Raw genomic sequence first — 15,817 nt, 5'->3', positions numbered from 1 at the left:
ACACGCAACAAGAGGCCCTACACCCCGAACGCCCTACGTCTGCGCCATGTCCACGAATCGCGAGTAGTGCCCCTGGAAGGCCACCGTGATCGTCGCCGTCGGCCCATTACGGTGCTTCGCCACGATCAGATCCGCCTCCCCCGCCCTCGGCGACTCCTTCTCGTAGGCGTCCTCACGATGCAGCAGCACCACCATGTCGGCGTCCTGTTCGATGCTGTTGTGCGCGGCGATGCCGTCGGCGACGAAGTTGTGGGTGCCCTTGACGGTGGCGTCATAGACGGGCTGCTCGCCGAGCGGGTCCACGGCGACGATCCGGTCCCAGAACACGTCGTCATCCGCGACAGCCCGCAACTTCTCCGAATCCAGAACATCCGCGCACCGGCTCATTCGTGCACGTGACGGGCAGCTGTCGTACAGCGCCGAGCCGCAGTACCGCATGCCGAGAGCCGCCTGGAACTGGCGCTCCGTAAGCCCCGCACGTACACGCTCCGCCTTGACCAATTCCCATGACTCCAGCGGGAGGGAGTCGACGTTCGTGTTCACCTTCCGCTCGCGGAGCTCGGCCTCGAGCAGCTCGGCCCTCTCACCGCGGCGCCCGTGCACCCCGATCCGGCGGCAGAAGGTGAGCATGTCGGGGCCGCCGGAAACCGTCACGTGGTAACCCGGCCGCTCATAGCCCTTCTTGGACACCTGATTCGTCCGCGCGACGATGCCGAAGCGGGAGAGCAGCCGGACGACGCCGTCGGCGAGCAGGCGGCTCGACGTGGCGTAATAGATCCGCGCCGCGCCCCTGGAACCGGGCTTCGACATCCACACGCTGCCGTCCGTCGCCCACAGATGCCGCAGGAAGACGGCCACCTCCTCGTCGGTCGCCGAGTACAGCTCCTCGGGAATCCGCTTCTCATGCGACCGCAGACCCTCGATGCCCAACTCACGGAACCAGACATGCAGCGGGTTGTACCGCCCATGGGTGCACCGGTACGGCGCGGGCAGATACGAGTGCCACCACGACTTCTGCGGTGTCCTGCGCGGTGTGATCCCGAACTCCGCACGCGCCGCCGCCTCGACGAAGTCAAGGTTGGCCTCATCGTCCGACGTGTAGTGAACGGGCTGCTCGCGCAGGACGCAGCCGTCGCCGATGAGATGCGCCAGCAGACCGAGCCGGTGCTCCGACCAGCCGAGCCCCGTCCCAAGAGGCTCGGGGGTGCGCCGGGGAACCGCGATCCGGTCTCCCACCGCGAGGTCCTCCAGCGGCGTCCATCCCCCGAAGGTCAGGAACGGATGATTCCCCGTCGCCTTGACCTCCCGCCCGGAAGCGAGCCGCAGTCGATACACGGGCTTCACACCCGACGAGAAGACGTTGGTGACCGGCGCCCGTACAAGACGTCGCTCTTCGTCGAGCGACCACACCAGCACGCCTTCATGCCCGTCCTTCATCAACTCCGCGAAGGTGACGGGTACTCCAGTGTCCGCACGGAGCAGAGTCGTGTCGGCGGTCATGCAGCCGCTCTCACGAAGATCCGAGACCATCGGCTTCTTGTCCGTACGCTGCTCAGGCCCACGGTTGAGCTGCGACAGCGCGATCACCGGAACTTCCAGCTCCTTCGCGAGCAGCTTCAGATTCCGGGACATCTCCGAGACTTCCTGCTGGCGGCTCTCGGGACGTCGTGAACTGCCCGTCTGCATGAGCTGGAGATAGTCGATCACGACCAGCTTCAGATCGTTCCGCTGCTTCAGGCGGCGGCACTTCGCCCTGATCTCCATCATCGACAGATTCGGCGAATCGTCGATGTACAGCGGCGCCTCCGTCACCTGCGGCATCTGGCGGGCCAGCCGCGTCCAGTCCTCGTCCGTCATGGAACCCGAACGCATGTGGTGCAGCGCCACCCGAGCCTCCGCCGAGAGCAGACGCATCGCGATCTCGTTGCGCCCCATCTCCAGCGAGAAGATCACGCTGGGCATGCTGTGCCGTACGGAACAGGCACGCGCGAAGTCCAGCGCAAGCGTCGAGTTGTGCGTGGGGACCATCGAACGCGTCGCCAGATAGAGGTGACGGGGATTGTCGACCTCGACACAGCGCACGGGGACCGACGCGACCGGCGTGACGTCGCGAATGAAACGCTGCCCCGGTCCCGGCACCGTAGGCGCGAACGACCGCCGCTCCTTGTGCTGAAGCCGTTTGCGCTCCAGCCGGAACACCTCGTCGTCCGTGGTGAACGTCGTGATGTGGCGGACCGACGCCGACTCGCTGCGGCCCCCCGCACGCCTGACCGACCGATCGCAGCGATAGCCGAGACTCGTCACCAGTTCACGGAAACCCTCGGCGAGCGCCCTGCTCGTCACCGTGAACCGGACCGAACCGCCGCCCGTCACCGTGCCGTTGGCGTCGAGCAGCCCCGCGAGCAGCGCCCGCCGTTGTCCCACCGAAGCGCGAAGATACGGGCCTGGAATGTGCTCGCCGTCCACAACCCCGGCCTCACGGAGGAGCGCCGCCAGACCGGCCGCACGCCGGGAACCTGCCCCCGGCGGCTGCGCCCCGGCCTCGTCCACGGCCGGACGCAGGACATGACCCGCCCTCCGAGTCCCGGCAGAGCGCGCGCCGAAGCCCTCGGCCTCGATATGGGCCAGAAGTTCCGGATCAGGGGCGGTGGTTCGAGCCGGATCGATCCGGGACGCGTGGCCACGGCCGCCCCCCAGCCAGGCGCCGAGGGTGTACGGGCCGACGGGAAGGTCCCGTTCCGGCAGCTCCAAGGGCGCGGCATTGGCGACCGAATGGTGCGGCGCGCCGGCCGAGGCACCGCGGCGGACCGTCCCGGCGATCTCCCGAGTGGTCCGCACCGACGCCCAAGTCCCCTGCCCGCCACGGAAGTCCCGGGCGCTCCGGGTAGTGATCGGCCACTGGTGCTCCGCATCGGCGATCACCGTGGCGCCGTCGTCGAACGTGATCTTGTAGCAGCGCCGGTCGTACAGCACGTCCGTAACGGCGGTCACCCGCGTCGGACGGCCCGACGCGTCCAACAGCAGGTCCCCGCCGCGCACTTCGCCCATCGTCGTCCACCCGGCAGGGGTCGGCAGCGGGGTGTCGAGCGCCAGCGCCTTGCCCATCGCGGGCCTCGCCGCGATGACGATCATCTGGCCGGGGTGTAGCCCGTTGGTCAGAGAGTCCAGGTCGGTGAACCCCGTGGGCACGCCCGTCATCTGGCCGCTGCGCGAGCCGATCGCCTCGATCTCGTCGAGTGCGCCCTCCATGATGTCGCCGAGCGGAAGATAGTCCTCCGAGGTGCGCTGCTCGGTGACCGAATAGATCTCCGCCTGAGCGGAGTTGACGATGTCGTCGACGTCGCCGTCGGCCGCGTATCCCATCTGTGTGATGCGGGTGCCGGCCTCCACGAGGCGGCGCAGCACCGCCCGTTCGTGCACGATCTCCGCGTAGTACTCGGCGTTCGCGGCCGTGGGCACCGTCTGCACGAGCGAGTGGACGTACCCGGGCCCGCCGACGCGGCTGATCTCGCCGCGGCGGGTGAGTTCGGCGGTGACGGTGATGGGGTCGGCGGGCTCGCCCTTGGCGTAGAGGTCGAGGATCGCCTCGTAGACCGTCGCGTGCGCGGGGCGGTAGAAGTCGTGGCCCTTGAGGACTTCGACGACGTCGGCGATGGCGTCCTTGGAGAGCATCATGCCGCCGAGCACGGACTGTTCGGCTTCGAGGTCCTGCGGCGGCACACGTTCGAAGGAGACGGGGGCGGGCGCCGGGGCGTGCGAGTCCGCACCGCGGTCGTGGCGGTCGGCGAGTGCCTGCTCGCCCGCGCCGCGTCCCGCGCCATGGCCGCCGTTGACCCCGTGACCGTGGCCGTTGCGGGCGGTGGGGAAGCGGTCGTCGGGGGCGGGGCGCGCGGCACCGCGGGCTCCGGGGTCGGACGCCCACGGATCCTCGATGTGTCCGGACTGCTGAGTCACGCGTCCACCTCCTCCCCGTCCAGCGATCGCGCACGACCGGACCTCACCGCAGTGCCCCTCTTTCTTACGGCACGGCTCTGACAATCGGCCGTCCGGCTGTGCATCGGCGCGTCGAGGCAACGGAGTTGACGAGGGGTTCGTGGGACGGGCGACGGCCCACGTTATGGGCGCTCGGGGCGTCAGCCAATCTTGTTATCCACAGGGTGATGTGGACAGCATTCAAGTTTCTGTGGAGAAGACGGCGAAAGCTGTGTACGGCTCAGGGGACAGCCCTGTGGAGAAGTCTTGAGCCCTCCTCCCACACCCCCTCTGACCTGTGACTTCGGCATCCACCGCCTGTGCGGGGAAAAAAAGTCGGCACCCGGATCCGGATCGTTACGCGACTTGACCCACGGTTGCCGCACATGCACGGGAGCACCCACAAGCGTAATAGACACAGGCCACTTGCAGTCATTACTTGTGGATGCTTGGATCGAACCCATGAACGACCCTGCTGCCACGCGCGCCACCATGCGGCGCCACGACCGCGAGATAGTCGCGCTCGCCCTTCCCGCGTTCGGCGCGCTCGTCGCCGAACCCCTCTTCGTCATGGTGGACAGCGCCATCGTCGGGCACTTGGGCACCCCCCAACTCGCGGGGCTGGGCGTGGCGGCGGCCCTCCTCCAGACCGGGGTCAACGTCTTCGTCTTCCTCGCGTATGCGACGACCGCGGCCGTGGCCCGCCGCGTCGGCTCCGGGGATCTGCCGTCGGCGATCCGGCAGGGCATGGACGGAATCTGGCTCGCTCTGCTGCTCGGCGCGGCGGTGATCGTGGCGGTGGTTCCGGCCGCGGCGGCGCTGGTGGAACTGTTCGGCGCCTCGGCGAAGGCGGCTCCTCATGCGGTGACGTATCTGCGTGTCAGTGCGCTCGGCATTCCCGCGATGCTTGTGGTGCTGGCGGCGACGGGCGTGCTGAGGGGTCTTCAGGACACGCGAACTCCCTTGTATGTGGCGGTCGGTGGCTTCTCCGCGAACGCCGCGCTGAACGCGCTGCTGGTCTACGGGTTCGGGCTGGGCATCGCTGGTTCCGCCTGGGGGACGGTGCTGGCGCAGTGGGCGATGACCGCGGTGTATCTGTTCGTGGTGGTGCGGGGTGCGCGGCGGCACGGTGCGTCGTTGCGTCCTGATGCGGCGGGCATACGGGCGTGTGCGCAGGCGGGTGCGCCGCTGCTGATACGTACGTTGTCGCTGCGGGCGGTGCTGATGATCGCGACGGCGGTGGCGGCGCGGCTGGGCGACGCGGACATCGCGGCCCATCAGATCGCGCTGACGCTCTGGTCGTTGCTGGCTTTCGCGCTGGACGCGATCGCGATCGCCGGGCAGGCGATCATCGGACGTTATCTGGGGGCGGAGGACGCTGCGGGTGCGCGGGCGGCGTGCGGCCGGATGGTGCGTTGGGGCGTGGTCTCCGGTGTGGTGCTGGGGTTGCTGGTGGTGGCGTCGCGGCCGTTGTTCATGCCGTTGTTCACGTCGGACGGTGCGGTCATCGCGGAGTTGACGTCGGCGTTGCTGGTGGTGGCGGTGACGCAGCCGGTGGCGGGGGTGGTGTTCGTGCTGGACGGTGTGCTGATGGGTGCGGGGGACGGTCCGTATCTGGCGGGGGCGATGCTGGTGACGCTGGCGGTGTTCGCTCCGGTGGCGCTGCTGGTGCCGGTGGTGGGCGGCGGTCTGACGGCGCTGTGGTGGACGATCGCGGGCGTGATGATGGGGGTCCGGCTGGTGACGCTGTGGGCGCGTGCCCGCTCGGGCCGGTGGGTGGTGACGGGCGCCGTGCGGGCCTGAGGGGCCGGTAGGCCGACGGCTTATGCGGCTTGCGGCTTACGGCTTGCGGCCGGAGACGGCGTGCGCATACGGAGAGGGCCGTACCCCGACGCCGGGGTACGGCCCTCCTCGTTTGTGCCGTCGCGGACTGTACGTCGCGAACTGCCGTCGTCAGGCGGCGAGAACCTCGATGTCCACCTTGGCCGCGACCTCGGCGTGCAGGCGCACCGTGACCTGGTGGGAGCCCAGGGTCTTGATGGGCGCGCCCACCTCGATGCGGCGCTTGTCGATCTCCGGCCCGCCGGCTGTCCTTGACGGCGCCGGCGATGTCGGCCGGGGTGACGGAGCCGAAGAGCCGGCCCTGGTGGCCCGCCCGTACCTTCAGGCGCACGTTGACGCCCTCGATGCGGGTCTTGACCTCGTTGGCCTGCTCGATGGTGGCGATCTCGTGGATCTTGCGGGCGCGGCGGATCTGCTCGACGTCCTTCTCCCCGCCCTTGGTCCACCGGATGGCGACGCGGCGCGGGATCAGGTAGTTGCGCGCGTAGCCGTCGCGGACCTCGACGACGTCGCCCGCGGCACCGAGCCCGGACACCTCGTTGGTCAGGATGATCTTCATCTGTCGGTCACCCTTCCCTTATCGAGCGGTCGAGGTGTAGGGGAGCAGCGCCATCTCACGGCTGTTCTTCACGGCCGTGGCGACGTCGCGCTGGTGCTGGGTGCAGTTGCCGGTGACCCGGCGGGCACGGATCTTGCCGCGGTCGGAAATGAACTTCCGCAGCAGGTTCGTGTCCTTGTAGTCGACGTAGGTGATCTTCTCCTTGCAGAACACGCAAACCTTCTTCTTCGGCTTGCGAGCAGGCGGCTTCGCCATGTCTCTCTCCGTTTGAATCTCAAGAAGTGTGCAGCTTCATGGCCCCGCCCTCAGAAGGGGGGCTCGTCCGAGTAGCCGCCGCCGGAGCCTCCGCCCCAGCCGCCTCCGCCGCCCTGGCCGCCGCCGGCCGGTGCGCCGGTGGCCCACGGGTCGCCCGCGGGTGCGCCGCCGCCCTGCTGGCTGCCGCCGCCCTGGCCGCCCCAGCCGCCGCCACCCTGGCCGCCTCGGCCGCTGGTCTTGGTGATCTTGGCCGTGGCGTTGCGGAGGCTGGCGCCGACCTCGTCGACGTCCAGCTCGTAGACCGTGCGCTTGATGCCCTCGCGGTCTTCGTACGAGCGCTGCTTGAGGCGTCCCTGTACGACGACCCGCGTGCCCTTGGTGAGGGACTCGGCGACGTTCTCCGCCGCCTGACGCCAGACCGAGCAGGTCAGGAAGAGGCTTTCGCCGTCCTTCCACTCGTTGGTCTGGCGGTCGAAGGTGCGGGGGGTGGACGCGACGCGGAACTTCGCGACCGCCGCACCGGAGGGGGTGAAGCGCAGCTCGGGGTCGTCGACGAGATTGCCGACGACCGTGATGACGGTCTCGCCTGCCATGGGGTACCTCTCGGCGGGTGCTGCTGGCTGCTTGTGGCTTCTGTGGCCTGTGCTCGCGCAACGGCTGTGCCGCTGCCCGGCGTTACTCGGCGCGTACTCGATGTGTGCCGGCGTCCGGTGCTGTGACCGTCCCCGGCCCTCGTACCGTCCCGTGTGCCGGTCGGCTCGTGGCCGTACGGCTCGGGGGAAGGTCAGTGGGCTGCGGGGCGCAGGACCTTGGTGCGCAGGACCGACTCGTTCAGATTCATCTGGCGGTCGAGTTCCTTGACGGTCGCAGGCTCGGCCTGGACGTCGATGACCGAGTAGATGCCCTCGGGCTTCTTGTTGATCTCGTAGGAGAGCCGGCGACGGCCCCAGGTGTCGACCTTCTCGACCTTGCCCTTGCCGTCGCGGATGACGGAGAGGAAGTTCTCGATGAGCGGGGAGATCGCACGCTCTTCGAGATCGGGGTCGAGGATCACCATCACCTCGTAGTGACGCATGTGGAACCCACCTCCTTCGGACTCGCGGCCACGGTCGTTCCGTGGCAGGAGGTTCGTGATGCGTTCCGCACCCTCTGCCGCTCGCTGGGGGCGGCGGGTGCAGACCGTTCAGACTACCCGGCTTGGGCCTTCCGGTTGAAATCCGGGGGCAAGTCGCCGCAACCTGGACGCATCGGTGTGAGCGGCGTCACGAGGGGCGCCGCCGATGCTGTCCTCTGTCAGGAGGTGCCGCATGGCACAGGCAGTACGGCACAACCCGGTCTCCATGCTCCTCGACGACGGCAGGGCCCACCCGCTGGAGAGTTCGCTCGCGGTGGTGACGGTGCTGCTGGGCACGGTCGCGTTCTTCACCGCCTTCTGGCAGGGGCTGCATGTGCTCAGCGCCTGGACCGGGCTGGCGGGCATCGTCACGGGGGCGTGGGGTCAGTTCATCTCCGCCACGACGGGTGAGCGCTTCGCGCTGATCATCGGGCTCGGCGGTGCGGCCTTCGGCTTCTATCTGGGGATGGCGCACGGCGGTCTGCTGGGCTGAGCCGCGCGGGCCGGGCGGGGTTTCCGCACGGTGGCCGGTGCCCCGCTTTCTGCTGTCTTTGCTGCATACGGTCCCGTGCCGAGGTGCCGGGGGTGTGCGTGCTGCTTACCGTGGCGGTCGGCGGCCTGTGGGCGTTGGCGTTCGCCGGCCGTCGGCGGCTCATCGGCGGTCGTACGGCAGCGAGCGTCAGTCGATCGTGTGACGGCTGACGCCCGGCCCGTACACGCGAAGGCCGTTACGAGGGGGCTGTTCGTGAGGGGGCCGAGCGAGAGGTGGCTGGGTCATGGCACAGCAGGACGGGATCCCCGGAATCGACCCTTCGGCGCCGCCGAGCGGCACGGGGTGCGTGGAGTGTTCGGCGGGCGACGGGCCGGGATGGTGGTTCCATCTGCGGCGCTGTGCGGCGTGCGGCCATATCGGCTGCTGCGACTCGTCTCCCGGGCAGCACGCGACGAAGCACGCCCAGCAGGCGGGGCATCCCTTTCTGACCAGTTTCGAGCCGGACGAGGACTGGTTCTGGAACGCGGAGACCGAGCAGGTCTACGAGGGGCCCGAGCTGGCTCCGCCCACGTCGCATCCGCGGACGCAGCCGACTCCGGGCCCGGAGGGAAGGGTCCCCGCGGACTGGCAGCGTCAACTGCACTAGCCGACTTGGCCGACTGGACTGAGGCAGCGGCGGGTTGAGGGCCACGGAGGCTGAGGTACGCGGCGACTCAGGTACGCGGCGTGGGCGGCGTTGACGGGCCGGGACGCCGGCCCGCCCACGCCTCAGTGCTTGCCCGTACCAGTGCTCGCGCTCGTGCCCGTGCCTGTGCTCGTACGCCTCAGCGGTGCTGCACCGCCAGCCTCGGGTCCGTCACGCCGCCGGGGCTGGTGAACGCGTCGATGTCCCAGTCGGCACGGGCCGCCGCCGCCCGGTAGGCGCTCTCGTAGAAGTCGAGCACCGCCGCCCGCGGGTCGTCGAGGGCGCGGGCGTCGTCGTAACGCAGCAGCGCGAGGTGGCTCCCGTCCTGTGCGGCCCAGCGCGCGGCCCGCGGCCTCAGCGGTTCCAGTTCCAGGCCAGGCGGTTCGGGGGCGGCGTAGGAGTAGAAGGCCGGTTCGGCGAAGGAGTCGTCGCCGAACCAGAAGCCGAAGCTGGTGACTTCCTCCGAGTACGCCTCACGTGTCACGGGGTCGGTCTGCGGGGGCTGGTCGACGTGCCGCCCGGAGAAGCGGGTGTGTGCGATGTCGAACGTGTGCCAGAAGTGGTGCACGGGGCTGCTCTTGCCGGAGAAGCGCGCCGCGAACTCCTCCAGGATCAGGGCGACTTGACTGAGGACCTGCCAGTAGCGGTTGGCGTGTCCGGGGTCGTAGGTGTGGTGCTCGGTGTCCTGGGCGAAGGGCCTGGACGAGTCGGCCAGGTCGAAGGGCTCGGGGTGGGGGATCTCGGCGTGGATGCCGAGGTCGGCGAGGATCTCCAGGGTGTTGCGGCGGAACGAGGCCACGGACTGGCCGAGGAGGGGGAAGGAGACGGCCGTGCCGTCGAGCGTCGTGACGACGAGCTGGTGATCGACGAAGTCGAAGTCGATGGTGTAGACGGGGTTGCCGTCGGACTGGCCCATCGGGCGTGTGGTGATGCCGCGTCCGGTGACATGGAACGGCACGTTCCACCAGTGGTTGCGGCGGCTGCTCGACGACAGACGGATCTTGCCGATGAGCTGCTCGAAACGGTGCAGGGTCTCCTTGGTGTCCCGCCACTCGCTGAGCGGCAGGGGCGGGAAGAGCTCCATGGCGTCGTCCCCTTTCCTGCTGCGGTGCTTGGTGCCGTACTGCCGTGTGCCGTTGTGCTGACGTTCTGCCGGGTGCCGTACGGCCGGGTGCCGTTGTGGCGCGTGCCTTGGTGTCTCGTGCTGCGGCGCTGCCCGCACGGGACGGCGGCCGGTGCGGCCCGCCGTTCGGGCGGCTGCATGGCGGTTCCATGATGCCGAGATCCCCGGGGTCCGGCATGTGCGCACGGCTTCGCCCCAGCTCATACGGCTGCCCGGCCCGTACGCGTCCGGCGCCCGCGCGCCGTCGGACGTACGCGGCGGCGCGGAGATGTGCGCCCGGGAGACCGGCCCCCGGCAGCGCACTCGTACGCATCCCCGGTGCTCATCGCGCTCCCCGGAAGCAGGATGGATGCCATGGACGCTTCGCGCTTCCGCAAGACGACAGGCAGTACGGACGGCAGGACGGCAGACGAGAAGCCGGACCGCACAGGCGAGGGCGAGAGCGGGACCGGCGGCGGCCGGCCCGAAGGCGTGGGCGGAGCCGCGGGCGACATCGCGCTCTCCAGTGCCACCGGCCGATGGGTGCTGTTCACGACGGTGCTCGGTTCGAGCATGGTGCTGCTGGACGGTACGGCCGTGAACGTAGCGCTGCCGCGCATCGGCGCCGATCTGGACGCGAGCCTCGCCGGGTTGCAGTGGGCGGTGAACGCGTACCTGCTCACCCTGGCCGGGCTGATTCTGCTCGGCGGCTCCCTCGGCGACCGTTACGGACGCCGAAGGATCTTCGTCGTGGGGGTGCTGTGGTTCGCGGTGTCGTCCGCGATGTGCGGGCTCGCCCCCAGCGCGGAGCTGCTGGTGGGGGCGCGCGGGCTGCAAGGGGTCGGCGGCGCGCTGCTGACGCCGGGTTCCCTTGCGATCATCCAGGCGGTGTTCCGGCCCCAGGACCGGGCCGGTGCCGTAGGAACCTGGGCCGGGCTCGGCGGGGTCGCCGGCGCCGTGGGTCCGCTGCTCGGCGGCTGGCTGGCGGGCGGGCCCGGCTGGCGCTGGGTGTTCCTGATCAATCTGCCCCTGGCCGCGCTCACCGTGGCCGTCGCGCTGCGCCACGTACCGGAGAACCGGGACGAGTCGGCGAGCGGGCGCTTCGACGTGCCGGGCGCGGTGCTGGCCGCGCTGTCGCTGTGCTCGCTGACCTACGCGCTGACGGCCGCGTCGACGCAGCCCCTCGCGGCGCTCGTGACGGGAGGGGCGGCGGTGCTGCTGGGGGCGGCGTTCATCGTGGCGGAACGGCGCTCGCCGCATCCGATGGTTCCGCTGGGGCTGTTCCGCGTGCGGATGTTCTCGTACACCAACGTGGTGACGATCCTCATCTACGGGGCGCTCGCCGCGGTGTCGTTCTTCCTCGTGCTGCAACTCCAGACCACCGCGGGCTTCTCGCCGCTGGTCGCCGGGCTCGCGCTGCTGCCGCTGACGCTGCTGATGCTGGCCTTCTCCAGCCGGGCGGCGCGGCTGGGCAAGCGCATCGGGCCGCATGTGCCGCTCACGGCCGGGCCCGTGGTGGCCACCGCGGGCGTGCTGCTGATGCTGCGCATCGGGCCGGACGCCTCGTACTTCGCGGACGTGCTGCCCGCGGGTGTGGGGCTGGGAGCCGGGATGACGCTGCTGGTCGCCCCGCTGACGGCGACGGTGCTGGACTCCGTCGACGTGGGCAGGGCGGGCACCGCGAGCGGCATCAACAATGCGGCGGCACGCACCGGCGGTCTGGTCTCCGTGGCGGCGATCCCGTCGGTGGTGGGGCTTTCCGGCGACGAGTACCGCTCGCCCGCCGACGTCGACGCCGCCTTCCACGGGGCGACGCTGACGTGCGCCGGGCTGCTGGGCTGCGCCGCGGTCGTCGCGTGGCTGTTCGTACGGCCGAAGCCGCCGCGGCAGGAGACCGTGGACGCGGTGTGCAGAACCTGTTCGCTTTCGGCGCCCCCGCAGGCCGCCGAGCGGGAGCGGCTCACCGGCGGGCGGAGCGGACCGGGCGGCACGGACGCGGCGCACCTCCCCGACCGGGAGTGATGTGACCGTCGCGGTCCGTAGAAGTCCGTTCCGCGACGGAATGGGACCGTCCACGACCCGGAGAAGCCCGGCGGCGGGGAGTGGGGGCACCCCGACGCACAGTAGGCTTCCCGGCGAGTCACCCATCTGTGCCCGGAGGAGCGTCCCCGCATGAGCCTGACCCTGAGGACCATCAGCCGTGAGCAGCACCTGGCGTATGTCAACGGCCTGCCCTCGGCGAGCCACTGTCAGGTACCCGCGTGGGCCGATGTGAAGGGCGAGTGGCGCTCGGAGAATCTGGGCTGGTTCGACGGCGACGGTCAGCTCGTCGGCGCCGGTCTGGTGCTCTACAGGCAGCTTCCGAGAGTCAAGCGCTATCTGGCGTACCTGCCGGAGGGCCCGCTCATCGACTGGTACTCGCCTCAACTGGAGGACTGGCTGCGGCCGATGCTCGCCCATCTCAAGCAACAGGGCGCGTTCTCCGTGAAGATGGGCCCGCCCGTGGTGATCCGCCGCTGGGACGCTCCCGCGATCAAGCGCGGCATCCAGGACCCGGACGTGAAGCGGCTGCGGGATGTGCAGGCCACGCACATCGAGCCTCGTGCGTTCGAAGTCGGGGACAGGCTGCGGCGGATGGGCTGGCAGCAGGGCGAGGACGGCGGTGCGGGCTTCGGTGACGTACAGCCGCGCTACGTCTTCCAAGTGCCGCTCGAAGGACGGTCGTTGGAAGAGGTCCACAAGGGCTTCAACCAGCTCTGGCGGCGCAACATCAAGAAGGCCGACAAGGCCGGGGTCGAGGTCGTTCAGGGTGGGCTGGCCGATCTCGACGACTGGCAGCGGCTGTACGAGATCACCGCGGAGCGCGACAAGTTCCGGCCGCGGCCGAAGGCTTACTTCGAGCGGATGTGGAAGGTCCTCAACGCCGAGGACCCCAACCGCATGCGGCTGTACTTCGCCGAGCACGAGGGCGAGCGCATCGCTGCGGCGACCATGCTGATCGTGGGCGGCCACGTGTGGTACTCGTACGGGGCCTCGGCCAACCACAAGCGAGAGGTGCGGCCTTCGAACGCGATGCAGTGGCGGATGCTCCAGGACGCCTACGCGCTCGGCGCGAGCGTCTACGACCTCCGCGGCATCAGCGACTCCCTGGACGAGTCCGACCACCTGTTCGGGCTGATCCAGTTCAAGGTCGGCACCGGGGGAGAGGCCGCCGAGTATCTCGGCGAGTGGGACTTCCCCCTCAATAAGCTGCTGCACAAGGCGCTTGACATCTACATGTCGCGACGCTGACGGCGCGGGACGCCCCCACCCACCGCGACCGCGCCGGCCGAGAGGTCGCAAAGACACCGAGACGAGAGACGGAAGAAAGGTTCCCTACCGGCCATGGCGCTCACCCTCTACGTCGATACCGATCGCTGGCGGGCGCACCAGCAGGCGGTGATCCAGCAGTACCCGGGCCTCGTCCCGGTCTGCAAAGGCAACGGCTACGGCTTCGGGCACGAGCGGCTCGCCGACGAAGCCACCCGTTTCGGCAGCGACATCCTCGCTGTCGGCACGACTTACGAGGCCGCCCGCATGAAGGACTTCTTCGGCGGCGACCTGCTGGTGCTCACGCCTTTCCGCAAGGACGAGGAGCCGGTGCCGCTGCCCGACCGCGCGATCCGCTCGGTGTCGTCGGTCGAGGGCGTCGGGCTGATGCGGGGGGCGCGGGTCGTCATCGAGGTCATGAGCACCATGAAGCGCCACGGTGTGACCGAGGAGGACCTGCCGAAGCTGCACGCCGCGATCGACGAGGTACGGCTGGAGGGCTTCGCGATCCATCTGCCGCTGGACCGTACGGACGGTTCGGACGCGGTGGAGGAGGTCATCGGCTGGATGGACCGGCTGCGCGCGGCGAGGCTGCCGCTGGACACGATGTTCGTCTCCCACCTCGGCCCGGACGAATTCGCCCGTCTCCAGCAGCAGTTCCCCCGTACCCGCTTCAGGGCGCGCATCGGTACGAGGCTGTGGCTGGGCGATCACGACGCCACGGAGTACCGGGGCTCGATCCTTGACGTGACGCGGGTGGTGAAGGGCGACCGTTTCGGCTACCGGCAGACGAAGGCCCCGGGCGACGGATGGCTCGTGGTCGTCGCCGGAGGCACCTCGCACGGAGTGGGCCTGGAGTCGCCGAAGGCGCTGCACGGAATGACGTCGCGGGCGAAGGGCGTGGCCCGCGCGGGACTCGCGACGGTCAACCGGAACCTGTCGCCGTTCCTCTGGGGCGGCAAGCAGAGGTGGTTCGCGGAGCCGCCGCACATGCAGATGTCGATTCTGTTCGTGCCGTCGGAGGCGCCGGAGCCGAAGGTCGGCGAGGAGCTGACGGCGCAGCTTCGCCACACGACGACGATGGTGGACCGCACGGTCGACCGCTGAACCGTCCGACGCGCTCGAACCGTCGGAGCCCTTCGCCGCCGGTCCGGCCTCGGTTCCGCCGCAGGCCCGTCGGCACTCCCGGGTCGAACGGCTATGGACACGGATACGCGGACGGACGCGGACGCGCAGACGGACACGGGCACCCCGCGACCGGGCACGACGGCGGCGCGGAGAGGCCGGGAAGGCGGCGGGGGCGCGGCCTTCTCGCGCCGCGCCCCCACGCCGAGTCACAACTCGCCGCTACCGCCTCAGCGTTCGGCCTTCCCGTCGATGAACGCCTGCACCAGCTCGCGCGCCTCGTCGTCGTAGTACTGCACGGGCGGCGACTTCATGAAGTACGACGACGCCGACAGGATCGGCCCGCCGATGCCCCGGTCCTTCGCGATCTTCGCCGCGCGCAGGGCGTCGATGATGACGCCCGCGGAGTTCGGCGAGTCCCAGACCTCCAGCTTGTACTCCAGGTTGAGCGGTACGTCTCCGAACGCGCGCCCCTCGAGGCGTACGTAGGCCCACTTGCGGTCGTCCAGCCATGCCACGTAGTCGGACGGGCCGATGTGCACGTTGTCCGCGCCGAGTTCGCGGTCGCGGATCTGCGAGGTGACGGCCTGCGTCTTGGAGATCTTCTTCGACTCCAGCCGGTCGCGCTCCAGCATGTTCTTGAAGTCCATGTTGCCGCCGACGTTGAGCTGCATCGTGCGGTCGAGGATGACGCCGCGGTCCTCGAAGAGCCGTGCCAGCACGCGGTGCGTAATGGTCGCGCCCACCTGGGACTTGATGTCGTCGCCGACGATCGGGACCCCGGCCTCGGTGAACTTCTCCGCCCACTCCTTCGTACCGGCGATGAAGACGGGCAGCGCGTTGACGAAGGCGACGCCCGCGTCGACGGCGCACTGGGCGTAGAACTCGACGGCCTCCTGGGAGCCGACGGGCAGATAGCAGACCAGTACGTCGGCCTCGGAGTCCCGCAGGGCGCGCACGACGTCGACCGGCTCGGCGTCGGACTCGTCGATGGTCTCCCGGTAGTACCTGCCGAGTCCGTCGAGGGTGTGCCCGCGCTGCACGGTCACGCCGGAGGGCGGCACGTCACAGATGTTGATGGTGTTGTTCTCGCTCGCGCCGATCGCGTCCGCCAGGTCGAGGCCGACCTTCTTGCCGTCGACGTCGAAGGCGGCGACGAACTCCACGTCCCGCACGTGGTATTCGCCGAACTGCACATGCATCAGGCCCGGCACCTTGGTGCCCGGGTCGGCGTCCTTGTAGTACTCGACGCCCTGCACCAGCGAGGCGGCGCAGTTGCCCACGCCTGCGATGGCTACACGAACCGAACCCATTCCGGCTGCTCCCTGTTTCTGGTCGGTGAGGCCGCGTTCGTACGCGGC

12 protein-coding genes and 1 pseudogene are annotated in these 15,817 nt (G+C 69.6%); 6 read left to right on the top strand and 7 right to left on the bottom strand.

Annotation, left to right across the window (positions count from 1 at the left end; genetic code table 11):
• Positions 1-33: 33 nt before the first annotated feature.
• The gene (locus tag MMA15_RS14015; protein ID WP_308290615.1) at positions 34-3,720 is read right to left on the bottom strand and encodes a replicative DNA helicase; all 3,687 of its coding nucleotides are present in this window, start codon (positions 3,718-3,720) and stop codon (positions 34-36) included.
• Between the two features lie 714 nt (positions 3,721-4,434).
• Here MMA15_RS14015 and MMA15_RS14010 point away from each other — a divergent pair.
• A complete protein-coding gene (locus MMA15_RS14010; RefSeq protein ID WP_241059932.1) occupies positions 4,435-5,775 on the top strand; it encodes an MATE family efflux transporter in 1,341 nt (446 codons plus the stop codon).
• A gap of 150 nt (positions 5,776-5,925) precedes the next feature.
• Here MMA15_RS14010 and rplI read toward each other — a convergent pair.
• From rplI to rpsF, 4 genes and pseudogenes are all read right to left on the bottom strand, one after another.
• Positions 5,926-6,373, bottom strand: a pseudogene (gene rplI / locus MMA15_RS14005) (50S ribosomal protein L9).
• A gap of 18 nt (positions 6,374-6,391) precedes the next feature.
• Positions 6,392-6,628: a 30S ribosomal protein S18 gene (gene rpsR / locus MMA15_RS14000; RefSeq protein ID WP_241059930.1), complete on the bottom strand. Its 237-nt coding sequence runs from the start codon at positions 6,626-6,628 to the stop codon at positions 6,392-6,394.
• Positions 6,629-6,678: 50 nt separating this feature from the next.
• A complete protein-coding gene (locus tag MMA15_RS13995) occupies positions 6,679-7,221 on the bottom strand; it encodes a single-stranded DNA-binding protein (protein WP_241059928.1) in 543 nt (180 codons plus the stop codon).
• 191 nt (positions 7,222-7,412) lie between these two features.
• Positions 7,413-7,703 (bottom strand): 30S ribosomal protein S6, encoded by a 291-nt coding sequence (rpsF, locus tag MMA15_RS13990; protein ID WP_241059926.1) that lies wholly within the window; start codon positions 7,701-7,703, stop codon positions 7,413-7,415.
• A 232-nt stretch (positions 7,704-7,935) separates the two neighbouring features.
• On the opposite strand from rpsF, the gene MMA15_RS13985 reads away from it, so the two are divergent.
• A complete protein-coding gene (locus MMA15_RS13985) occupies positions 7,936-8,235 on the top strand; it encodes a hypothetical protein (RefSeq protein WP_241059924.1) in 300 nt (99 codons plus the stop codon).
• Between the two features lie 283 nt (positions 8,236-8,518).
• Positions 8,519-8,881 (top strand): UBP-type zinc finger domain-containing protein, encoded by a 363-nt coding sequence (locus MMA15_RS13980; protein ID WP_241059922.1) that lies wholly within the window; start codon positions 8,519-8,521, stop codon positions 8,879-8,881.
• Positions 8,882-9,059: 178 nt separating this feature from the next.
• On the opposite strand, the gene MMA15_RS13975 is transcribed toward MMA15_RS13980, so the two are convergent.
• Positions 9,060-10,004, bottom strand: a complete 945-nt coding sequence (locus tag MMA15_RS13975) for a DUF5996 family protein (RefSeq protein WP_241059920.1) — start codon at positions 10,002-10,004, stop codon at positions 9,060-9,062.
• A 393-nt stretch (positions 10,005-10,397) separates the two neighbouring features.
• On the opposite strand from MMA15_RS13975, the gene MMA15_RS13970 reads away from it, so the two are divergent.
• From MMA15_RS13970 to MMA15_RS13960, 3 genes are all read left to right on the top strand, one after another.
• Positions 10,398-12,044, top strand: coding sequence for an MFS transporter (locus MMA15_RS13970; RefSeq protein ID WP_241059919.1), 1,647 nt, complete (start codon positions 10,398-10,400; stop codon positions 12,042-12,044).
• A gap of 150 nt (positions 12,045-12,194) precedes the next feature.
• Entirely contained in the window at positions 12,195-13,313 is a 1,119-nt protein-coding gene (locus MMA15_RS13965) for a lipid II:glycine glycyltransferase FemX (protein ID WP_241059917.1), read from the top strand.
• 93 nt (positions 13,314-13,406) lie between these two features.
• Entirely contained in the window at positions 13,407-14,438 is a 1,032-nt protein-coding gene (locus tag MMA15_RS13960; RefSeq protein WP_241059915.1) for an alanine racemase, read from the top strand.
• Between the two features lie 248 nt (positions 14,439-14,686).
• Here MMA15_RS13960 and MMA15_RS13955 read toward each other — a convergent pair whose 3' ends face one another.
• Positions 14,687-15,769 carry an inositol-3-phosphate synthase gene (locus MMA15_RS13955; protein WP_241059914.1) on the bottom strand — a complete coding sequence of 361 codons (1,083 nt, stop codon included), beginning with the start codon at positions 15,767-15,769 and terminating at the stop codon, positions 14,687-14,689.
• Between the last annotated feature and the right edge of the window lie 48 nt (positions 15,770-15,817).

Origin of the sequence: Streptomyces marispadix (genome assembly GCF_022524345.1) — a bacterium.
GTDB lineage: Bacteria > Actinomycetota > Actinomycetes > Streptomycetales > Streptomycetaceae > Streptomyces > Streptomyces marispadix.
The sequence above is the reverse complement of the archived record's forward strand: the minus strand, read 5'-3'. Positions and strand labels throughout refer to the sequence as shown.